At 44.2% G+C, this 22,037-nt stretch carries 22 protein-coding genes and 2 tRNA genes; 8 read left to right on the top strand and 16 right to left on the bottom strand.

What is annotated here, in order from left to right; translation table 11 throughout:
• Positions 1-29: 29 nt before the first annotated feature.
• Positions 30-1,619, bottom strand: a complete 1,590-nt coding sequence (locus tag CWC29_RS17670; protein ID WP_138522515.1) for a methyl-accepting chemotaxis protein — start codon at positions 1,617-1,619, stop codon at positions 30-32.
• A 205-nt stretch (positions 1,620-1,824) separates the two neighbouring features.
• Here CWC29_RS17670 and CWC29_RS17665 point away from each other — a divergent pair, with 205 nt between their 5' ends.
• Positions 1,825-2,037 (top strand): hypothetical protein, encoded by a 213-nt coding sequence (locus CWC29_RS17665; protein ID WP_138522513.1) that lies wholly within the window; start codon positions 1,825-1,827, stop codon positions 2,035-2,037.
• A gap of 460 nt (positions 2,038-2,497) precedes the next feature.
• On the opposite strand, the gene CWC29_RS17660 is transcribed toward CWC29_RS17665, so the two are convergent.
• The 4 genes from CWC29_RS17660 to nudE form a co-directional block, all read right to left on the bottom strand.
• Positions 2,498-2,574 (bottom strand) — tRNA-Met (locus CWC29_RS17660).
• 166 nt (positions 2,575-2,740) lie between these two features.
• Positions 2,741-2,817: transfer RNA gene (locus CWC29_RS17655), tRNA-Met, on the bottom strand.
• Positions 2,818-3,058: 241 nt separating this feature from the next.
• Complete coding sequence (cysQ, locus tag CWC29_RS17650; protein WP_128725622.1) at positions 3,059-3,862, bottom strand: 3'(2'),5'-bisphosphate nucleotidase CysQ; 804 nt, start codon at positions 3,860-3,862, stop codon at positions 3,059-3,061.
• A 1-nt stretch (position 3,863) separates the two neighbouring features.
• Entirely contained in the window at positions 3,864-4,427 is a 564-nt protein-coding gene (nudE, locus tag CWC29_RS17645; protein ID WP_017219353.1) for an ADP compounds hydrolase NudE, read from the bottom strand.
• A gap of 61 nt (positions 4,428-4,488) precedes the next feature.
• Here nudE and yrfG point away from each other — a divergent pair, with 61 nt between their 5' ends.
• Positions 4,489-5,148, top strand: a complete 660-nt coding sequence (yrfG, locus tag CWC29_RS17640; RefSeq protein WP_045989426.1) for a GMP/IMP nucleotidase — start codon at positions 4,489-4,491, stop codon at positions 5,146-5,148.
• Here yrfG and CWC29_RS17635 read toward each other — a convergent pair.
• Entirely contained in the window at positions 5,145-5,765 is a 621-nt protein-coding gene (locus CWC29_RS17635) for a dUTP diphosphatase (RefSeq protein ID WP_017219351.1), read from the bottom strand. The genes yrfG and CWC29_RS17635 overlap by 4 nt on opposite strands.
• 114 nt (positions 5,766-5,879) lie before the next feature.
• Between CWC29_RS17635 and CWC29_RS17630 the strand changes: the two genes are divergently transcribed.
• A complete protein-coding gene (locus CWC29_RS17630; protein WP_069023437.1) occupies positions 5,880-6,506 on the top strand; it encodes a peroxiredoxin-like family protein in 627 nt (208 codons plus the stop codon).
• Between the two features lie 39 nt (positions 6,507-6,545).
• Here the strand turns inward: CWC29_RS17630 and CWC29_RS17625 are convergent, their stop codons facing one another.
• From CWC29_RS17625 to CWC29_RS17615, 3 genes are all read right to left on the bottom strand, one after another.
• Entirely contained in the window at positions 6,546-8,879 is a 2,334-nt protein-coding gene (locus CWC29_RS17625; RefSeq protein ID WP_138524622.1) for a fatty acid cis/trans isomerase, read from the bottom strand.
• On the bottom strand, positions 8,880-9,251 hold the full coding sequence (locus tag CWC29_RS17620; protein ID WP_010374501.1) for a hypothetical protein: 372 nt from the start codon (positions 9,249-9,251) through the stop codon (positions 8,880-8,882). It lies immediately after the preceding gene.
• Between the two features lie 86 nt (positions 9,252-9,337).
• Positions 9,338-10,003 carry an SDR family oxidoreductase gene (locus tag CWC29_RS17615; protein WP_128725626.1) on the bottom strand — a complete coding sequence of 222 codons (666 nt, stop codon included), beginning with the start codon at positions 10,001-10,003 and terminating at the stop codon, positions 9,338-9,340.
• A 157-nt stretch (positions 10,004-10,160) separates the two neighbouring features.
• Between CWC29_RS17615 and CWC29_RS23820 the strand changes: the two genes are divergently transcribed.
• The gene (locus CWC29_RS23820) at positions 10,161-10,889 is read left to right on the top strand and encodes a transporter substrate-binding domain-containing protein (RefSeq protein WP_138524620.1); all 729 of its coding nucleotides are present in this window, start codon (positions 10,161-10,163) and stop codon (positions 10,887-10,889) included.
• On the opposite strand, the gene CWC29_RS17605 is transcribed toward CWC29_RS23820, so the two are convergent.
• From CWC29_RS17605 to tesB, 5 genes are all read right to left on the bottom strand, one after another.
• Positions 10,886-11,686 (bottom strand): VOC family protein, encoded by an 801-nt coding sequence (locus CWC29_RS17605; RefSeq protein ID WP_128725628.1) that lies wholly within the window; start codon positions 11,684-11,686, stop codon positions 10,886-10,888. The genes CWC29_RS23820 and CWC29_RS17605 overlap by 4 nt on opposite strands.
• 77 nt (positions 11,687-11,763) lie before the next feature.
• Positions 11,764-12,423 carry a DUF799 domain-containing protein gene (locus CWC29_RS17600; RefSeq protein WP_128725629.1) on the bottom strand — a complete coding sequence of 220 codons (660 nt, stop codon included), beginning with the start codon at positions 12,421-12,423 and terminating at the stop codon, positions 11,764-11,766.
• 1 nt (position 12,424) lies between these two features.
• Positions 12,425-12,769 carry a DUF4810 domain-containing protein gene (locus tag CWC29_RS17595; protein WP_128725630.1) on the bottom strand — a complete coding sequence of 115 codons (345 nt, stop codon included), beginning with the start codon at positions 12,767-12,769 and terminating at the stop codon, positions 12,425-12,427.
• 35 nt (positions 12,770-12,804) lie between these two features.
• Positions 12,805-13,473: a CsgG/HfaB family protein gene (locus CWC29_RS17590; protein WP_128725631.1), complete on the bottom strand. Its 669-nt coding sequence runs from the start codon at positions 13,471-13,473 to the stop codon at positions 12,805-12,807.
• 337 nt (positions 13,474-13,810) lie between these two features.
• Positions 13,811-14,668 (bottom strand): acyl-CoA thioesterase II, encoded by an 858-nt coding sequence (gene tesB / locus CWC29_RS17585; RefSeq protein ID WP_128725632.1) that lies wholly within the window; start codon positions 14,666-14,668, stop codon positions 13,811-13,813.
• A 153-nt stretch (positions 14,669-14,821) separates the two neighbouring features.
• Between tesB and CWC29_RS17580 the strand changes: the two genes are divergently transcribed.
• A complete protein-coding gene (locus tag CWC29_RS17580) occupies positions 14,822-15,283 on the top strand; it encodes an EVE domain-containing protein (RefSeq protein ID WP_128725633.1) in 462 nt (153 codons plus the stop codon).
• Here CWC29_RS17580 and CWC29_RS17575 read toward each other — a convergent pair.
• Both CWC29_RS17575 and CWC29_RS17570 read right to left on the bottom strand, forming a co-directional pair.
• Positions 15,280-15,462 (bottom strand): hypothetical protein, encoded by a 183-nt coding sequence (locus CWC29_RS17575; RefSeq protein WP_095728599.1) that lies wholly within the window; start codon positions 15,460-15,462, stop codon positions 15,280-15,282. The genes CWC29_RS17580 and CWC29_RS17575 overlap by 4 nt on opposite strands.
• Entirely contained in the window at positions 15,462-16,541 is a 1,080-nt protein-coding gene (locus CWC29_RS17570) for a potassium channel family protein (protein WP_128725634.1), read from the bottom strand. Before CWC29_RS17570 ends, CWC29_RS17575 begins: the two co-directional genes overlap by 1 nt.
• A 122-nt stretch (positions 16,542-16,663) precedes the next feature.
• On the opposite strand from CWC29_RS17570, the gene CWC29_RS17565 reads away from it, so the two are divergent.
• The 3 genes from CWC29_RS17565 to CWC29_RS17555 all read left to right on the top strand — a co-directional run bounded on the left by CWC29_RS17565 (position 16,664) and on the right by CWC29_RS17555 (position 21,966).
• Positions 16,664-17,608 (top strand): chemotaxis protein CheV, encoded by a 945-nt coding sequence (locus CWC29_RS17565; protein WP_138524618.1) that lies wholly within the window; start codon positions 16,664-16,666, stop codon positions 17,606-17,608.
• 145 nt (positions 17,609-17,753) lie between these two features.
• Positions 17,754-19,919, top strand: a complete 2,166-nt coding sequence (gene uvrD / locus CWC29_RS17560) for a DNA helicase II (protein ID WP_128725636.1) — start codon at positions 17,754-17,756, stop codon at positions 19,917-19,919.
• Complete coding sequence (locus tag CWC29_RS17555; protein ID WP_138524616.1) at positions 19,897-21,966, top strand: GNAT family N-acetyltransferase; 2,070 nt, start codon at positions 19,897-19,899, stop codon at positions 21,964-21,966. The genes uvrD and CWC29_RS17555 overlap by 23 nt, the downstream gene beginning before the upstream one ends.
• Positions 21,967-22,037: the final 71 nt, after the last annotated feature.

Raw genomic sequence — 22,037 nt, 5'->3', positions numbered from 1 at the left:
GTGTGCCGCACAGCGCACCTTACAATACCTTAGACTTTAAACTGAGATAATTCATCCACCAATTTACTGGTGACTCGCAGTACATCATCCGAAATTTGGTGCGTTTCTCCAGACAACCGCTCGCCATTCAATGTTCTGTCATTTAAATCGGTTAGACTACTGCTAATCTCAGTAGATACTGCGTTTTGCTGCTGAGTTGCATGAGCGGTTTGCTCTGAAAGCTCAGTCACTTTAACCGCACTTTGTGCAATTAATTCCAATAACTCGGTTGCCTTTGCAAAACTTTCGACCGCAATATCAACATATTGCTTACCGCCTTCAATGGTCTTTTGTGAGTCCTCTACACTGTGTGAGAATGCTTCCAACATCTTCTGAATATCATTAGTGCTGTCTTGTGTTCGAGTGGCCAATGACCTAACCTCGTCCGCTACCACCGCGAATCCACGCCCTTGCTCACCAGCTCTTGCCGCTTCAATTGCCGCGTTGAGCGCTAATAAATTAGTTTGTTCAGCAATTCCGCGAATAACATCGAGCACTTGCGTAATGTTTTCAGAGTTTTTTTGTAAGGCTAACGAACTGGAAAGTGCCGCTTCCATATTATCAGCTAGATGAGTGATTTTTTGTTTTGAATCTGCCAACACCGTTTTACCTTGTGCTGCGTAGCGATGTGAAGCTTCAGCTTCTTTTAATGAGTTTTCTGCCACCGACGAGACTTCTTGGCTTGAGTGACTTAGCTGATGCACCGCGCTAACAATGGTATGTGATGACTTACCAAGCGAATCGATTAGGTCATGACTCTGCGTTGCATAACGACTCAGTTTTGACGACAAAGCCGATAATTCACCGCCATCTTTAACAAGGGCTGTAACCATTGCCTGTAAACTATCAAGAAAATGATTAAAGTTTAGCGACAGCTTTGCAAACTCATCGTTTCCTTTGATTTCAATGCGACCAGTTAAATCTCCATCCCCAGAGGCGATTTCAGAGATTCTATCGGAAACAAAATTTATCTGCTTTGCGAGCTGACGAGGGATTCGATAGGCAATCCAGCACGCAATACCAAGAAGAAGTAAAGCACCAACACCAAGCCCCCACTTTATTTGAATAACCTCAGAAACCACTATCGCACGACTTGCAGCAGATTTTTCATCGGCTAATTCACCTGCTCTATCAAGCACATCACGAACCGCACTAAATAACTTGGCAGACTTAATTTGAAGCGCCTTATCTGTCGGGGCTTTGATACTCGCCACCGTAACGCGATACCAGCTTTGGAAATCTACATCAAAAGTTGCAAAACTACCAAGCTCACTTTGGTGGAGCGACATAAACTGAATATATTTTTGATATCGCTGTTTGACCTGTTCGGCGTTTTCTTCAAAATCCACCCACTTATCTTCACCAGCTAATAGTTTGAGGTAAGCTTCCTGAGCTTGATAAAAGTCCCTATCCGCATTGAGTACCACTGACACGGCTCTTAAATAGTTCTCAGTTTGTATTTCAAGTGCTGATTGCACTTTATTGAGCAGCACTGAAAAACCAAAAAACACAAATAACAGCACGATCGTTAGCACAGCCGTAGGCAACGAACTTTTGACTCTAATACTATGTAAATCCATCTTCATACACTTCAAATAAGAGATAGTAAAAGCCTAGACCATATAAAGATTTATAGACAAATAATCTTCATCCATGCAAAAGAAAACAAAGTAATCACATTTCATTATTTTTTTACAACAACACTTCTTTGTATTATTTTTAAGCAGAACAAGCTATCGGTTTCGTGATAACAAACTTAATAAATCTATAAAAAGGATATTGGAAATGAAAATAAAGCTTCAAAAAAAGCAGCTAAAAAAGCTAACTCAAGATAACAAACTACCTCAGGAAGCAACGCCTCAAGTAGCTGGAGGTGATTACACGAGAGTTTACGGATGTCAGGACACGATGAAATGTGCATCTCGCCAAGACAACTCAGCTTGTTGCAATCACTCAGATCTTGCTAGCTGCCAAATCGGATTTACCTGCCTTTGCTAAATCTATTCACCCTTTAACAGCGGGTTTCCATAACCCGCGTACAGGTTGTTGCTCACGGTGTGAGTATTAAGATCAATTCTAATTTAAGAAATGCATCAAACAACAGCAACACTCAGGCTTTGAGTTATAAAAAGTGGATGATTTATTTCTCTGTATATATCGAAAAAACTGACTATCCATTGAGGCGATTTTAGGTAACTGAACTAAAAAGGTTGATTGCGGGAGCTATTAATTTATGAAGAGTGAACCGATGAATTTCTGGAGAGTTCTTTAGATTATACAGTCCAATTAAAAATTGGTTGCGGGAGCCATTAATTTATGAAGAGTGAACCGACGAGTTTCGGAGCAGTTCTTTAGAGTGTGCAGTCCAATTAAGAATTGGTTGCAGGAGCCTAATTTATGAAAAGTGAACCGATGAATTTCGGGAGAGTTCTTTAGAGTGTGCAGTCCAATCAAGAATTGGTTGCGGGAGCCGGATTTGAACCGACGACCTTCGGGTTATGAGCCCGACGAGCTACCAGGCTGCTCCATCCCGCGCCTGTATATTTTTGTGAATCTATTCTTCGTCGGAGACCGACGACCTTCGATTCTTTTCCAGGTTTAGCGAGTCCGACAAATGATTTATCATTCTGCTCCATCCCACGCCTGTATTTATACTTAATTTTAAGTCTTGTACTTGAGACTTTATACATCCAACTGATGTTGGTTGCGGGAGCCGGATTTGAACCGACGACCTTCGGGTTATGAGCCCGACGAGCTACCAGGCTGCTCCATCCCGCGCCTGTATATTTTTGTGAATCTATTCTTCGTCGGGTACCGACGACCTTCGATTCTTTCCAGGTTTAGCGAGTCCGACGAATGATTTATCATTCTGCTCCATCCCGCGCCTGTAAATTCTTAAAAAGGACTTCCTTTTCAAGAGGCCGCTATAATAATGGATTAAAATTTTATTGCAAGGGATTTAATGCTTAAAACAATTCAAGTGCGCAAAAATCCCACAACCTTAAACTTAAGCCGTTATTTATTCTATCGTTCGATGATGTGGGCTGATCAACTTTTGCCATTGCCAATCGGGGTGCCCCATAACAATAAAGTCTGGGTTTTCGGTGGTTTCTCGTCGATTGTAGGTCAGCGGGTTAAACTCAGCATCGGTAATACAACCTCCGGCTTCTTCCACGATGATCTGTGACGCGCCAGTATCCCACTCTCCCGTTGGTCCTACTCGTAAAAAACAATCCGCCTTACCTTCTGCGATAATGCAGGCTTTTAATGAACATGACCCAAGTGCCACTGTGTCGAACTGACTATTTAAGTACTGACTTACCGCTTCAAGCTTTTGTCTGCGACTTACTGCCAATGTCAGTGTTTCTCGTGGCGAGACGAAAATACGTTTACTTTCACCTGAGTCACTACGTTTGAACGCACCTTCATCTTTGCTGGCGTAATATGTTAGCCCTTGAGATGGCCAGTAAATGACGCCTAACACAGGATGATTATTTTCGATGAGCGCAATATTGACGGCAAAGTCACCACTTTCAAGAATAAACTCCCCAGTGCCATCCATAGGATCGAGTAACCAGTAGCGCTGCCAGTCTTGTCGCTCACTCAATGGTGGAATTGGTGTTTCTTCAGACATTACCGGAATGTCTGGTGCTATTTCAGCAAGACCCGCCATTAAGATCTCATTAGATGCCAAATCTGCTGCAGTGACAGGAGTGTGATCAGACTTTTCTTTTTTACCAATATCGTCAGCTTGATAAATTGCCATAATGGCTTCACCGGCACGTTTTGCCAGTGCGATGCAAGGCTCTAAATAGGACCGCAATTTACGCCTCCAGATTCAAATGTGCTTTTAATAACAGTAGTGCCGCGACACTTCTTGCTTCGGTAAAGTCCTCTTGGTGTAACAGGTCATATAATTTATCTAGCGGCCACTTCACTACTACCAGTGGCTCTGGTTCATCACCTTCAAGCTGTTCAGGGTAAAGTTCACTAGCGACCAAAATATGCATTTTGGCATTAAAGTAACTCGGTGCCAGTGACACTACTTTGAGTTCAGAGAAAGCATTTGCACCAAAACCCACTTCTTCTTTTAGCTCTCGGTTGCCCGCTTCCACCGGGGTTTCGCCTGGGTCAATTAGCCCTTTGGGAAAGCCGAGTTGATAGTCATGTGTTCCTGCACAGTATTCTCTCACTAATAATAGCTCATTATCAGCCGTTATGGGCACGATCATTACTGCGCCACGCCCACCGCCACGAACTCTTTCGTATTCTCGTTGCTCGCCATTCGAAAAGGATAACGAAAGTGCTTCTACCGTGAACAATTTGCTTTTAGCCACGACGTCGCAAGCTAAAATTTCTGGTGGTGTGGGATGCTTTTTATGTGACATAGATCATTATTTGCTATCATGGCGAATAACCTAATCATAAAGCCTTTGAAGTTAAATGCCTATGCTAAATTGGTCAAATATCGATACCGTTTTGTTAGATATGGATGGCACATTACTCGACCTCCATTTTGATAATCACTTTTTTCTCGACGTCGTGCCTAAGGCACACGCAAAACGTCAAGGCTTAACCCTTGAGGCTGCAAGGGCCGACATCCTCGCCCGTTATGACGCGGTAATGGGCCAGATAGAATGGTATTGCCTAGATTATTGGCAGGAGCAGCTACAGCTCCCTATTATGGAGCTTAAACGTGAAGTACAACACTTGATCTCCATTCGTGAGGATGTACCTGCGTTTTTAGAGGCCTTAAGAGAGAGTGGAAAACAGCTTATCTTGTTGACCAACGCGCACCCAAACAGTCTAAGTTTGAAAATTGAGCGTACCCAATTCGATAAGTATCTCGACAAATTGGTTTCAACCCATGAATATGGCGTAAGTAAGGAAAGTCAAATGTTGTGGCAACAGGTAGAGCGTGATTTGGGCTTTGATAAGTCCCGCACTTTATTTGTGGACGATAGCATTAGCGTGTTAAATGCTGCGCAAGAGTTTGGTATTGGCCATTTGCTTGCTGTTGCTAATCCTGATAGTCGGCAACCAGAGCGAGAGATCACTGAATATCTTTCAGTCTCCGATTACCGTACCTTGCTACCTATTATAGATTAAGCTGGGTAGCGAGCTTTTAAGCCGTCGTACACATGTGTTTTGAAGTCTGGGTGCGCTGTGTCTAGACTTTTCACCACTTCAACTAAGTGTTCGTTATCTTCTTGGCCATTCCATACCTTGATGTAAGAACCATCCTTATAGCCATGGTCTTGGCGGAAAAAGTTAAGCGTGTTTTTACCGACATATCCACGGTATAGGTCATCAATAGACATCCCGATTTGCTGCATACACCCCGCAAACGCATGGGCATCAAACTCGCGTTTGGTCACAGCCGCACTTGCAAGCAATTCAAGGGTTTCCTTGAAGTCCTCTGCGGTAGTTGGCTTTGCCAATTCAGCTTCTAACTGAGTCGCTAATTGCTCAAATGACGTTTCGCCGTCGATACGTAAAGACAAGCCAAAATGAAAAATATCCACTAGCTCTAAAATCACTTGCTCAGTATCTGGCGTTTGCTTTTTCCACCATTTCCAGCCGTAGTGATCTAGCATTTCTGCACACTCAACCCAAATTGCGCGGTACCATTCAAACCCTTGTTCAAACCATTGTTGGTGTACTTTGGTATTCATGGCATGTTGCATTTCTAGCATAACCACAAGCTTAGTGATGTTTGCAGACATTGTGCTCTCTCTTCATGGAAATCAATTACGAGCGATATCATACCGAAGTGAAAGATTTTCGCCAGCGCTTAGGTCTTCTGAGTCGATATCAACTTGAAACCCTAGGAACTTTTTATGCGCCATTTTATTTTATCGCTCGCTTTGGCTTGTTCAGCCTTTGTCAGCGCAGCTGAAATCACTAATATCGCCGCAGCACCTGAGCAAGTGAGTCCACTCCTTCCAGGCATTGATGCCCCTGCATTACAACTCAAAGATAAGTCAGGTAAAACTGTCGACCTCGCGACACGCTATAAAGAAAATATCACCGTACTGGTGGTTTATCGTGGTGGCTGGTGTCCATACTGTTCAAGACAGCTCGCGGGGATCCAAGAAATTGAACCTCAGCTTGTTAAAATGGGGGCACAAATTATTGCTATCGCACCAGACTCACCTGAGGCGCTGGCAAAAAGTACAATTGAATCCCCTCACTACCAACTGTTGTCTGATAACGAAATGCGTATGAGCCAAGCGTTAGGTCTCGCCTATTTCCTTGATGATAAAACAGCCCTTGCTTATCGCAACAAGTTGGGCGTAAATTTCGTTGATTTTGAGGGGAACGATAAAGTTGCCTTGCCGGTGCCGGCGGTATTTGTAGTCGATAAGAAAGGCTTGATCCAATTTCAATATGCAAACCCAAATTACAAAGTGAGATTGGATGAAAGCGTGCTACTAGCTGCGGTCAAAGCAGCTAGTCAACTATAGGAAAAGCACATAAAAAATGGAGTCCGAAGACTCCATTTTTTAGCGGTTTTCTAACCGGTTATAGTCAAATAAACCATATTCAACGCCACGTGTTTGCTTGGCAATGTCGTGGATTAAATCACTGTAACGCCAAAACTCTGGGTGAGTCCTGCGGATCCCATATTGCGCTCGTAGCGCTCGGTAATCAGACTCACTATTCATGTGGCTAAATGATGAGACAAAGTCCTCTTGTGCAGCCTCGCTTTCTAAATACCAAATTGCCTCTGGGTAATCTCCGATAAAGCCTGGCACAATCGTCGCAGTGTCTTCTGTATACGCTCTTTGCCCTTCTTCATTTAACAAACTGGAGATGTTGTAGTGGGCATTATGGTGTAATAGCGAGAACGCTTGATGTGAACCGTCACTTTGCTTAGTAATAATAAACGAGACCTGTGGAAGCAAATTAATCGCCCTAACGGACATGCTATTGAGTGCCTGCAGTGGCTTGCCGACGGCTTTATAGTCATAATCCCTATTTAGAACGGGCTTAAGCACAGCATGTAGTTTGTCATATAGCTCTTGCTTTGGATCGTCCGTTTCGTATTTTATCCCCGTTGGCGCACCGATTAGTGATTTGCGATTGATAAACTCACTTAAACTCAAGTGTGACTTACGATACCAATAACGTTTAATTTCCTGACGATGGCTAAGTGGCAGCAGATTTAAAAAGTTTTGCTCACCTTCAAGCCTCAAGAAGTCCATATATAAGCGTGTGATCAACTGATGACCAATGTTGCCATACACGTCAAAACCCGCCACCAGCAAGTAGTGAATGCGCTCGAACAAAGCATAGTCTAATACCCAAGCTGTTTTGGGAGGCTGGCCAATAAAACCTTTAACCACCGTTGCGCTATCAAAATGGCGGAAGATAGTTAATGCTGCATTCGGGTTTTCTCCCTCACCACGCCAAATCAAGTCCATATTGAGACGTTGCCCATCGGCAAACATCTTATCTGCAAGCTCAGTTTTAGCACGTAAGTAATCCTGTTGCTTTGTGGCGTATTTAGCCCAACTGGAAAGCGGTAACGCATTACTTTGCTCAGCCGCAGGTAGCACCAAATCTTCATCATGTTTAAGCAGCAGCTGGTTCACCGCTTCATTGCTATTTTTTTCAGGATCAACAAACGCCACCCAAAAGTGGTCGTTAATGACATTAAGCGCTATTTGGCCTCGGCATACAGGGCCTTTGATAAAGCCTTTTACAATTAACTCGGCCTCATCCAGCATAAATTGATAACGAGAATTAACCGGAATATCTTTGAATACCTTAAATGGGTTTGCTGCAAGCTCTGGCTCATAACCAGGCAGTTTATCCACGTGATAATCCGCTGCATAAAATTGCTGATGTAACCGTGATAGCTTAGCGTCATTCAATGCCAGTGGCATGTGAGTTTTTGACAAAATAGTACTGCGCACTTGCATCAATCGATAATACACCCTATCGACCTTAGGATCGTCAAATGGACGCACCGAACTCACCAACGCAATAGGCTGGCCTGGCGGCGTGCTTGAGCGTACCAATTGGAAAAACGCAGGGTCATCCAGATGAGGGAAGTGGATATGGGCTAAATACCAATGCTCAAATATATAACGCGCGGCAAGGCGGTGTTTATTGGAGTCCTGATTAAGAAATTGTTCCCACTTTTTCACTTCTTTTTGTGCTGCAACACTTGGCTTTGCAATCTGGCTCATTTTACTGCCACTTTGCAGCCATGCTTCCAAGGTTTTGAATTCATCATGCGTGAGCGCTGGTAAGCCGTAGGGCATGCCCGCATGAGGCTGCCGTTTCGCAAGGCTAGAAAACTCGTCCATGGTTGGGCAAGACTGCGTTCTATCTAAAGAGAAATCAAACTCTTTACCCAAGATGCCTTGCTCAGGAAAACGATGAGACATTTTTAACAGCAAGCTATTATAAAGCACACTTCCAGCTAGGTTGCTGTATTCAGATTGATTGCGCTCATTCAGCACTGGGGTAAAACCACGCTCGCGCCACTGTGTCGTGGTTTGAGCATCGAATAACAGCCGGGTTGGTGTTTGTGCTAACAACCGCGTGCCGTCATACACTAACTCCTTCGATAATCCCCTATCTATTCCTTCTGGAGATGACAATTTGAGCTGGCAGGGTGCGTCATAACAACCATGGCAAACCACACAACGCGACTCCAAAATGGGCTTCACGCTTTGCAAGTAACGTGCACCGCCTTGGTGATATTGTTCGATTCGTGCTTGGGGTTGTTCCGGTCCAAACATATCATCATATTTAGACACGCCCAAAGCCACACAGCCAGAAAGCACGGCGACAACCACCGCACAAAACAGTGCACGTTTAGACATTTACTCGCCCTCGTCGTCATCCAGCCCAAGATCAAAAGTCGGCATCATTTCTACTGGAGGCGAAACAAACAATGCATCGCTACTAGTACTCAGGACAGCACTGAGAATAGGCCCTCGATTAATAAGCAATTGCAACTGATGTTCCGCCCCTATCAACTCAGTCACTGTCGTACTAATGTTGTTGAGCGCATAGTCATCAATATGCAAGCTAATATTCTCATCTTCTTTTGGGTTTTGGCACAAATGAGCAAGGAGGTTCTCACTCAACATCACTGATACTTCAGCATCTGGAGAGTCGATATCACGATTCTCGATGTTGTCGTCTAACAAAAAAAGCGGCAGTGATAATGGGGTATCTTGTTGTAATTCCATCAAAGGTTACCATCTGAGTATTTGCTTTATATTAGCACAGTTAGATGGCTGATGGCTGAAAAGGGGCGACGATGCGCCCACCTTAATTACCAAGGAAGCGTGTCACCATTGGAATGCCAAAAACCACCACTGTTTTCGATAGTTAGGTGTTCAATTCTCTTAATTAAACGTTCCGCCGCAACATCTGGACCTATATCACCTGCAAACCCCACCATCTGCGTTTGCACAAAGCCAGGATGGAATAGTCCAACAGCGATATCTTGGTTTTTCAGCTCGTGAGCCATACTCACACTCGCCGCGTTTAATGCTGCTTTCGACATTCTATAGCCAATGTAACCACCAGAACCATTATCTGCAATCGAACCCATACGACTTGTGATCATGGCAACTTTGCTGCCTGCTTTGAGGTTATCGAGCAGTGCATGAGTGACTCGAATTGGTCCTAACGCATTAACGTTAAATTGGTGGTCGATATTTTCAAAATCCATTTCCGCTAGCGTTTCATTGTGAAATACCCCAGCGTTATTAATAAGAATGTCTATCTTCTCCGAGCCCAATGCCGCCAATAGCTTTTTCGCGCCATTTTCCGTTGCAACATCTATATCTTCAATGATATCCACGCCTAGAGATTCTAGTTCTGCTGATGCTTTGCGCACAACCGCCGTTACTTTGCAGCCTAGAGATAAGTATTGTTTACAAAACTCAAATCCGATCCCACGGTTAGCACCAGTCACCAAAACATGTAGTGTCATATCCTTCTCCTCACAATTTATACGCTCAAACTATTACAATTGGTATGAGTTTACTAAACTCAAGGTCAATCCTGACTGAATTCATTTTTATGATGTACTTTTTCACTTTCTGACAACTTTGCTACAGTTATAACTCTGACAACCGTAAGGATATGTTGTGAAACTCGCACTTAGCATCTTCTTCCTTTTCTTCATCCACAAGGCGACTTTTGCCTACCAAATCAATGTCAGTGAGCTGGTCGCTTATCAGCTTGGCCAGCAGCAAATCGCACAACTCATGCAAAAGATATACACACCTTTGGATATCACACCCACACTTGTCGTATTACCCAGTGAGCGCGGATTAGAATATGTAGATCAAGGGTTTTATGATGCGGAAGCAGGACGCACTAGCGCTATTGCAAATGCCTATCCTAACTTACTGCAAATACCCGAACCACTTGCAACCGTTCAAATGGCGGTGTTTTGTCTCAAGAAGGAGCATTGTACTTTGTCGACCCAGCAAGACTATGTGGTAATACAAGGCAGTTTAATAACGGAGCAAGTTTGCCAACGAAAAAAGTTGACATGTAACGCGGTCTCTAACGATGTTTCTGCGTTTCAAGCGCTTAAAAAAGGTCATGTTGAGCAAATTTTAGCTGATGACTTATTTGCGCTGGGTGCGCTATGCCAGTCAGGACTCGCCACAGTTTATGTGCGTAGGCTACGAGATGCGAGTTATCCTATTTATCACTATATCAATCGTAAACACCAAGACCTACTGCCGAAATTAACAGCGTCTATCAAGCATCTAAATAGTAGTGGCGAGCGCGATACTATTCTAAACCGGCTCTCTGATCACTTTGCCACTTGCCATGGCAAAGTGATTGAATTAGAAATACATTAAGTTGAAATATCATCCATGGCAGATTCTATGATAGAGAATACCGCCCCTTGAGGATCGGTTATCACGCTAAAGCGACCAACTTCTGGTATATCTGTCGGCGGTACACAAATTTCTCCGCCAAGCTTTTGGGCATATTCAGCTTTACTATCGCAGTCCAATACCGCAATATAAATCATCCAGTGCGGGGGAATGTCTTCACCCCATTCAGCCGTCATTTCTAACATGCCAGCGACGGGTTGCTCATTTACTTTGAACAAAGTGTAGTCCATATTTCCCATGTCTTTGACTTCGATTTGCCAACCAAATAATGCAGAATAAAAGTCACGACTTTTGTCACTGTTTTTACTCACTAGCTCAAACCAATAAGGAGTATTCGCTTCAAGATGACGTTGTGTGCCAATATGACCCCCCTCTTGCCATAACGCAAAAACCGCTCCACCTGGCTCCTTTAACATTACCATCCGCCCTGCCCCTGGGACATCATGTGGGCCTGCAAGCACTTCCGCACCGAGTTCGTTGGCTTTGTTTAGACATTCATCGACATTGTCTACCGCCACATAAGCAAGCCAGTGACTGGGCATGCCCCCTTGTTGTTGCTCAGCGGTCATCTGATACATAGCAGCGACATCATCGGCTTCTTTTTGCAACATGGTGTAATAACAATCTTCACCAATAGGTTGGTCAAGAATTTGCCAGTCAAATAGTTGGCTATAGAAAGGCTTAGCTGACTGCCAGTCGCTTGAACACAGTTCAATCCAACAAAAGTAACCTAGTCTAAATTCACTAATTATTGCCATAGGGGATCACCTGTCAATCAAAGTCTAATTGAATATAGCAGCAATCAGCCGATAAGAAAGCACAGTCAGAATATGGCTTATTTTTCAATTTGCCCATACTTAGGTGAGCGCACGCCATAAAGCAAACCATTGCTTGAGTCCGCTGATAACAATCTCTGTGACGCTTTTTGCGAAACTTCAAATCCTTTATCTGAAGTGCTTTCAATCACTTGGTTTAGCACCGCGCCAATCAATGCTCCAGCCAAACTGCTATCATGATCACTTCTGTCTTCACTACTTGAAGCTTGTGACTTACCACGCCAAATTACTTGGCCAGTTTTTAAATCAACCAACCTTGCCGATAGTGCGACGGTAGTGTCACTATCCAATACAACGTATGACGTACCATAATCTTGAATCTCAATGTATAAAGCAGCGTCGGCAGCAAAGATTTCATAGAGCTTGTCTATCGCGACACTGTGAACATCATGAGCCACAGTTAAGCCGTTATTTTTAAAAGTCTCATTGACCAAAGATACTGGAAAAACATAATAGCCAGAGTCTGCAAGTGGCTTCACCACTGTCGCCATTACTCCAAAAGGGGCTACAACTTCATTGGTATTATTGACAGGCGGTAACACCAGTATCGACTTAGGATCGCTTTGAATAAAAGCGCTGTAATCCTGTTTAGGTGCCGTCGCACAGCCATTCAATAAGGCAAAAGTCAAAAGCACCAAGCCCGCTTTAATCCATTTCATGTTATTCTCCCTGCGCATTTTTTTGTAAAAAGTCGATATATTGCTTGGACTCAGGATACAGTTGTTTTTCCTTTTCAAAATAGGCAAACCCTTTTCTGTCATCCCCTTGCATCAAGTATAAGTAACCGAGATGCGCATACATGCCTGGTGCTGGGCTGACCTGAGCTGCTTCGGCGCGCGTTATGCTTGACTCTAATTGACTGACCTGCTCCTCAAGGGACTGTCCGTCACCTCGAAAGAACTCATAAAGGTTACGTTCGTAAGAACCGTAATAATATTGGGGTGCCGTACTCTGACACCCAGATAATATCAATAGTAAAGTCGCCACAAATATCGTTTGCTTCATAATTTACCTAAGATTTAGATTAGCTGTGAGATTATTTATAGAGGCTTCCAATCGCCTTTCTCGATGCCGCTAACCAAGTTGTTAACCGCCTCACGAATGGCTAAATCAAGTACCTTGCCGTTAAGCGTTGAGTCATACCCAGCAGTGCCACCAAAGCCAACCACTTCACGATTAGACAAGCTGTATTCACCAGCACCTTGCACTGAGAAAACAACTTCTGAACTGGTCACATCAACGATATTAAGATTTACCTTAGCGTAAGCAATTTGCGATTTTCCTTTACCTAAAATGCCGAATAGCTGTTTATCACCTACTTCTTTTCGACCAAACTCAGAAACATCTCCCGTAATAACAAAGTTAGCACCTTTAATGCTTTGTTTTGTACCAGTAAACCCAGCTTCTTGGGCGATCTCAGTCATGTTTTCTCTATCTAAAACAATAAAGCGATTGCTCTGCTGTAAGTGTGTGGTCAGAATAGTTTTTGCCTGAGAGCCTAAGCGGTCCGGTCCTGAACTAAACACACCATTATGAAAAGCTGAACGGTTTTGCAACTTACCAACCGCTAACTGGCTTTTTGGGCCATTGTAAGCCTGGTTATATGAGGCCACTTTTGGCGCTTCTACCGTTCTTGATGCTTCCGTTGCGCAACCCGCGGTTAATCCGACAAACGTCAATGCAATTACTGTGGCGAGCGGTTTATTCATTATCATTCTCCTAGAGTCTTAAGCGTCTGTCTGCGACGCGACGAGTCGTTTTGTTGATATTAATGTAGATTAATTTCGCTGACTTTAGTGTTAATTTTTGTTTGAGAACAATACAATCACGCTACATCTAGACTGGGGTGTTAAAGACATTGAAATATCAAACCGAGCGCCGCATCAGAAAAAGTGGTGTAAACGACTAGAGGAGTGGCTATCAAAAAAACTATAGCTCCTTTATTAACAATAAGTTATTAAATCAGTAAGCTTGTGATTCGCTTAATGCTACTGGAAGCAGCAGGTAAGATCACCGTTAGCAAATCGCCGAACACTTTCCAACAAATTAGCGCTGACGCATCACGCCTTCTTGAATGGTCGATGCAATCAACTCACCTTGGCGGTTGAAAAATTGGCCACGTACTAGGCCCCGGCCATTAGACGCGCTTGGACTATCAACACTATATAAAATCCACTCATCCATTCTAAACGGACGATGGAACCACATCGCATGGTCTATTGTTGCAACTTGCATATTAGGCTGCATAAACGACAAACCGTGTGGTTGTAGTGCCGTTGGTAAGAATTCAAAATCAGAGGCATAAGCCAGTAAATAGTTATGGATCCTTCTGTCGTCTGGCATGTCACCATTGGCTTTAAACCAAACATTTCTCACCGGATCCTGTTTTTTGGGTTTAAATGGATTTTGAAAGTTTACAGGGCGCATATCCAGCGGCATTTCTTGCGTAAATTTAGCTCGAAGTGATTCAGGAATGAGGTCTGCATGTTCTTGATAAAAGTGGAGTGATGACTTTAACGTTTCAGGCTCTGGCACATCCGGCATCAAAGATTGATGAGAAACGCCAGGCTCGTCACCTTGGAAAGAGGCTGTCATGTAAAATATCGGCTTACCATATTGAATGGCACTGATCCTACGTGTGCTAAAACTTCGACCATCACGAATATTTTCAACATCGTAGACAATGGGCTTACTCGCATCACCAGGACGCAAAAAGTAAGAGTGCAGCGAGTTAACAAAGCGCCCTTCTGGTAAGGTGTACTTTGCCGCAGACAACGCCTGCCCCATCACCTGACCTCCAAACACTTGAGGAAAACCAAGATCTTGGCTTTGACCTCTGTATATCCCTTGCTCAATTTCTTCAAGGCTGAGTAAATCCAACAGATTTTGTAACACTTGACTCATGTTGCACTCCGAACGTCTAGTAGAACTGGCGATAGTCGTTATAATGAGATAATACTTTTACCAAATCCAAGTAAGACACGGACTGGTAGCAAACCAAGTATATTGCTCAAATGAGTATAATACATCATAACTCAAACTATTGGACTAACCTATATGGCTTATTGGCTGTTTAAAACAGAACCCGATGCATTTTCCATTGATGACTTAAAAAACGCGCCTGAGCAGCAAACTTTTTGGGAGGGAATTCGTAATTATCAGGCAAGAAACTTCCTGCGCGATGAGGTTAAGGTGGGTGACTCAGTGTTTATTTACCACTCAAGCTGTAAAGTGCCTGCGGTTGTCGGTATTGCCAAAGTGGTGAAAGCAGCAGAGCCAGATCCACACCAATTTGACTTAAGTAGTGATTATTATGATGCCAAATCAAGCACCGATAGCCCTCGCTGGGTAGGCGTCACTCTAGCATACGAGCAGCACCTACGCCCGGTGACCCTGCAGGCGATAAAAGCCAACACTGCGCTCACCGAACTGGCTCTAAAAAAAGGGGGGCGATTATCCATCATGCCCATCATCGAACCTGAGTGGCAGATTATTTTAGAGATGTCGGGGCAAAGCTAACGTTTTGCTTTGCCTTTTTGTCGTCCGTGTTTAGGCACTATGCTGATATATAGCAGCAAAGCGACCCAAGAAAATAGTAGCGTTCCTATCAGCCAGCCGTTTTTTTCATGCCCTTTGCTGCGCTTGCTTCCTGCAACTAAAGCGACAGGAAGTAAGTAAGCGCATACAATTGCAATCATCAAGAAGAGTTCTTCGAACATAGTGATGACCAGTCAACCTCTGATGCAAGCACCCGTTGCGGTGCAATATAGTGCAAAATATCTCCCCCTGTAATGTTGTAATCCAGAGGTGGGTTTAGATCCATATTTAGCGCATTTATATCGTGCGCAACACCGAGCAGCGTCGCATCATGATGCTGTTTAAAATAACCAAAAATATCACCAAAGGTTAAACAGCTTACCTCTGCTGGTAAGGCTAAGCTGAATTGCGTATCGCCGTGTAGCGTCGACAGCAATTCCTCTTGTACTCGGCTTGAGCCAGGATCTTGCATGGCTCGCACTAAGATTTCAGCAGACATAGATGCTGAGCATTCAACATTTTTACAATGCTCTCTTAAAAGCAGTGCTTTGCTATCGTCCAAGAAGTGCGCGCTAATATGCGCTTCGGGTTTTACTACTCGGCTAAGCTTTAGCGCGGTGGTAAATGTCTGATTATCATCATCGCCATCAATGATGATTTTGTCAGCCCGCTCGATGTTGATCCGGCTTAACTGTTCGTCATCAGTAAAACTGGTTAAACGCGCAAATGCGACTTCCGGATAACTCAACAGCGGATGCTCCATGGCCTCGGTGACCGCCAATACGATTTTTCTATCTTCGCGCTTATTGTCACCTAGAATATAATCCACCATTTTTTTCGTTCTCACATCATGCCAACCAAAAATTACGATGTGGTTTTGCAAATGTGCAAAATCTTTTTCCCCTGTCATGCCTCTTCTCACCCAATACGTCACAAATTGTCCAGCTTTTCCCAATAACACACCAAATAGCGCAAGGCCAAATGGGATCTGTATAATGGCAACGACTAAACGGCCAAAATCCGTTGTTGCACTAAAGTCTCCGTAGCCAACTGTTGAAGTCGTCACCACGTAGTAATAAAAGAACGTGCTCAGTGGCAATAATGCCGATTCATTGCTGAGCCATAACAACCCCCAAGTCACCAACATATGAATGAGCGTTGCCATAAATAACAGTTGCCAGCTGGCCTTATCCACATGAGCCCGCATCAAAACAACTAAACGCTTAAAAATTATAGGCATATTGCTTCCCTATCAAATACATACTGCTACCTTACTGCAGATTTTAGCCAAAAAACAACACGACATATCGACTTCTTTGATATAGTCTTAGAAAAGGTTACAAGAAGTAATGAGGGGTTAACATGGCTGGCGTATTGGCCTCAGTAAATCAACGCACACAACTGGTGGGTGAAAACCGCCTAGAGTTGCTATTGTTTCATCTTCATAGCCGCCACTTTTTTGCGCTCAACGTCTTTAAAGTAAAAGAAGTTGTTAAGCTCCCTCATCTTAACAAAATGCCCAATGCACACCCTAAAGTGTGTGGCGTAACCAACATCCGTGGCGAGTCTATTCCGGTTATCGATTTACGACAAGCGATATGCATGCCGCCATGCGACCGAGACAAAGACTGTAACTTAGTGATCACAGAGTACAACCGCTCAGTGCAGGCTTTCTTAGTTGGTAAAGTTGACCAAATCGTCAATACTACGTGGTCCGATATTATGCCAACTCCTAAGTCTGTTGGCCGTAACCATTACCTCACCGCACTGACTAAAATAAAACGTGACGGCGCTGAACACATCGTTGAAATCATCGATGTAGAAAAGGTACTTGCCGAAATCGTTGAATACAAAGTTGAGATCCCGCAAGACATTCTAGATAAAGATATCATCAATGAGTTTCATGGCCGTAAAATTTTACATGCCGATGATTCGCCGACCGCTCGTCGTCAAGTTGCCGATACCTTGGCACAATTGGGCATAGAAATCATCCCGGCAACTGACGGTCAAGAGGCGCTCAATGTATTAAAGCACTGGGCCGACGAAGGTATAGACGTACAAAAAGAGTTACTTGCGGTGATCACCGATGCAGAAATGCCCGTCATGGATGGCTACCGACTGACCTATGAAATTCGCAACGACAGTCGCCTGAAAGACCTTTATGTCATTCTCAATACCTCACTCAGTGGCAGCTTTAACCATGCCATGGTCGAAAAAGTGGGCTGTAATGCGTTTCTATCAAAGTTCCAGCCCGATTTATTGGTAACAGAAGTACAAAACCGGTTGAAGGACGTTTTGCAAAAATAAACATAAATACTGTATAAAAAACCAGTTTATGTTTCTTTATAAATCATAATGTTACCTTTACTCAATTAGGTTTGCTTTGCGATATGCTGGGATTTACGGCAGCGACTCGGTATACTTGCCATCATTTGAGCAAATAGGCAAAGCAATGGACGTATCAGAATTACTCGACGGCCTCAACGACAAACAGCGCGATGCAGTCGCCGCACCTCTGCAAAACATGCTAGTGCTCGCAGGTGCGGGATCAGGTAAAACACGAGTACTCGTTCATCGTATAGCTTGGCTTATGCAAGTTGAGCAGGCCTCTGCATTTAGTATTTTCGCGGTAACCTTTACCAATAAGGCAGCCAAAGAAATGCGTGCTCGTGTTGAAGCGACGCTCAATGGCCCTGTTGGTGGTATGTGGATAGGCACTTTCCACGGCCTTGCCCACCGCATGCTACGCGCCCATCACCGTGAAGCTAAATTACCAGAGTCATTTCAAATTTTAGATAGCGATGATCAGCAACGAATGATCCGCCGTTTGCTCAAAGCCATGAATATCGATGAGAAAAAGTGGCCACCTAAGCAGTTAAGCTGGTACATCAGCGCGCGTAAAGACGAAGGGTTAAGACCCAAAGATATTCAAGCATATGATGTCAATGAACAGCTGATGTTGAATGTATATAGTGCTTACCAAGATGCCTGTGATAGAGCTGGTCTTGTTGACTTTGCTGAGATCCTATTGCGCTGCTACGAGCTATTACAGCAACAACCTACCTTGCTACGTCACTATCAACAACGCTTCCGCCATATGCTAGTGGACGAGTTCCAAGATACCAATAGCATTCAATATTTGTGGTTGCGCCTGCTGGCAGGTAGTGACAACAATATCATGATCGTAGGTGATGACGACCAAAGTATTTACGGCTGGCGTGGTGCAAAAATAGAAAACATCAAACGTTTTCTGGACGACTTTAACGCCGAGACGATCCGACTTGAACAAAATTATCGTTCTACTGCAACCATTCTAAAAGCATCCAATGCGCTCATTGAAAACAACGCGGAACGAATGGGTAAAAGTCTCTGGACTGACGGAAACCAAGGCGAGCCAATTTCAATTTACGCCGCTTTTAATGAACTTGATGAAGCACGCTTTGTGGTTGGCAAAATTAAATCTTGGTTACAGGCTGGCAATGCGCTCAGCGACAGCGCGGTACTCTACAGAAACAACGCACAGTCCCGAGTATTAGAAGAAGCCCTACTTCAAGAAGGGTTAAAATACCGTATTTATGGCGGTATGCGTTTCTTCGAACGCCAAGAGATTAAAGATGCCCTGTCTTATCTTCGTATAATCAGCAATCGCAATGATGACGCAGCATTTGAGCGTGTGATAAACACGCCTGCCCGTGGTATTGGCGATAAAACGTTAAGCCATATTCGCGATTGTGCGCGTCACGAATCACTCTCACTTTGGGATGCAGCCAAAGCCGTGCTTGCACAAAAGCATTTAGCAGGAAGAGCTGCTACAGCGGTGACAAAATTTATTGAACTAGTCGAGCAGCTCGACGATAAAATTGCAGAACTTGAACTGGCACAGCAAGCACAGACAGCCATTGAGCAGTCAGGTCTCATGGCAATGTATCAAGCCGAAAAAGGCGAAAAAGGCCGCGCTCGAGTGGAGAACTTGGAAGAATTGATCAGTGCTTGTGGTCAGTATGAGCTTCCTATCGATGAAGACTTTACCTCACCATTACAAGGCTTTTTAGCCTATACCTCTTTGGAGGCAGGCGAAGGCCAGGCTGACGAGCATGAAGACGCAGTACAAATGATGACGCTGCACTCAGCCAAAGGTCTCGAGTTCCCACTGGTCTTTATGGTTGGGGTGGAAGAAGGCATGTTCCCATCGCAGCAAAGTAATGAAGAGTCGGGCCGCTTGGAAGAAGAGCGCCGCTTGTGCTACGTCGGTATGACGCGTGCCATGGATAAGCTTTACATTAGCCACGCAGAAAGCCGCCGCTTGTATGGTCAAGAAAAACATCACAGCCCTTCAAGGTTCTTACGTGAAATTCCTGAAGACTGCATGGAAGAAATTCGGATTAAAACACAAATTTCTCGCCCTGCTAACTCGGGTCGATTCAGCCCATCAATCAGTCATGCGACTTTTGAAGATAGCGGCTTTAATTTAGGCCAGCGTGTCCTGCATGCCAAATTTGGTGCAGGCACAGTGCTTAACTATGAAGGTGCTGGTGCTCAGTCACGCATTCAAGTTAGCTTTGATGATGTTGGTAGTAAGTGGTTAGTAACCGCCTATGCAAGACTTCAAGCACTCTAATCTGCCGCTATTACGCTCTCAGCTTGCCGATGCGCGCCATCGGCAACTCTTGCTTATCACCGGCAGCCAAGCTTGGTGCTACGCGCAGTGTCAGCAGCTACTAGCAAACTCAAACGATAATCTTATCCTAAGTAGCAGTAAGGCATTAGAAAATGCCGTTTGGCCTGAGCATTTACACCAAATACTCGGACAAGAATTTAGCAACTTAGTCTACGACGGCTTTAGTGGTATTGTGCCTAACAAAATCGCAGCTGCGGCGGGCACTGTAAAGGCAGGCGGCTTACTGCTGTTGTTACTTCCCGAATTAGATGCACTCGACCACTGGCTAGACCCTGCAATTACCCGCTGGTGCTCTGAGGGGCAAATACCCAAACATAGCTACTTTTTAAAAAGGTGGCAGCAACTCTGGCAGCAACAACCAGCTTGGCATATCAGCGAGCACTTTGGGGTTCAACTGCCCTCAGCGTATCTTGCTGCAAGTTCAGCGGTTTGCGGTATTGAAGAGCAACAAAACGTACTGGCACAACTCTCCACAGCATTGGAAAACCGGCAAAAACCTGTATTACTGAGCGCAGATAGAGGTCGGGGGAAGAGCGCGCTATTGGGCCTCTTGGCATCAAAGCACCCTACACAACAATTTGTTATTTGTAGCCGCCATTTCCATGCTCTACATAGTTGCTTTGACATGCTTGCTCAAGCACTCAATACCGAGGTTGAGGTAAAAACAAAGAAGCTGGCTAATCTCAGCTATCTGGCACCAGATGCGTTACTACAACAAGCCTCTACGCTTGATAGCAATACGGTTATTTTGGTGGATGAAGCAGCCGCCTTGCCAGTTCCATTTTTAATACAAGTCGCTCAATTTGGTTTTCGCTGCATTTTTTCCAGTACCATAGTTGGTTATGAGGGTAATGGTAGAGGCTACACATTGCGGTTTAAGCGCTACTTGGAATCACATTACCCAAGTTATCTTAACTTCACCTTGTCGACTCCTATTCGCTACGCATCGGATGATCCGTTGGAGCGGCAGATCAGGGATTTATTTGTACTCGAGTGTAAAGCGACATCACCCCAACTCACCTCGCCAACCACAATGCGTGCTATCGCACAGAGTGAGTTGTTAGAAAATAGCTCGTTACTTGAGCAAGTATTTTCACTACTCGTATTAGCACATTATCAAACCAGCGTGGATGATTTAAGGCAATTATTAGATGCACCCGATCTCCACTTACAGGGCGCATTTTGCAATAACGAGCTAGTAGGCATTTGCCTTGCTGTTATCGAAGGCGGACTCGCTGCAGATCTCGCAGGAGATATTCTGGTAGGAACGCGAAGGCCCGCAGGCCATCTCATGGCGCAGCAGCTAACGACAAGCTTTGGTGACAACCGCTTTGTCACCGAAAAAAGCGCTAGAGTCGTTAGAATAGCCGTACACCCAGATGTACAACAGCAAGGAATTGGCCGCCGCCTACTGGCTTCTTTTGAAACCACATTATCAAAAGATATCAGTTACATAGGAACCAGTTTTGGTCTTACAGCGCCGTTGCTTTCGTTTTGGTCACAGCGTCACTATCAGCCAATGAAACTAGGGTTTAAGCAAGATAAAGCCAGTGGCGAGTACGCAGTTTTGATGCTTAAAAAAGTCAGAGGCGAATTAGACAACACCTATACTCAAGTATTTAAACAAGCTTTTTTCTATCAGTTACGCTCGCACTATCAACAACTTGATACTGAGGTGGTTGCCGCTATATTAGCTACAATGCCCTTTAAAAGCATAACTAGTGAACAGCTGGATTATTTGTGCTATCTACGTAACAGCAATCCGGTCGAGCAACAAGTATGTCCTTTTTTATGGCAGCTGATCACAACCGATCCTCGATTGCTTAAAAACTTAACTAAAGTTTCCAAAGCATTAGTAATTCGTCTAATATTACAGCAACATTCGACCCAAGTCGTACTTAATTTGCTTGGGTTATCTGGTAAAAAAGCCCTCACCACAACGCTTAGAGAGACAGTGCGGCAAGTATATGAGTATTTTCGGTGTTAAATTTTTACTATTCGTTTTTGCTTCTGCTGTACTAAATTTTACAGCTTCCGCTCAACCTGTTGTGAAAATTG

Source organism: Pseudoalteromonas galatheae (assembly GCF_005886105.2).
Classification (GTDB): domain Bacteria; phylum Pseudomonadota; class Gammaproteobacteria; order Enterobacterales; family Alteromonadaceae; genus Pseudoalteromonas; species Pseudoalteromonas galatheae.
Note: the sequence above shows the minus strand (reverse complement) of the source record. Positions and strands in the feature narration are given on the sequence as shown.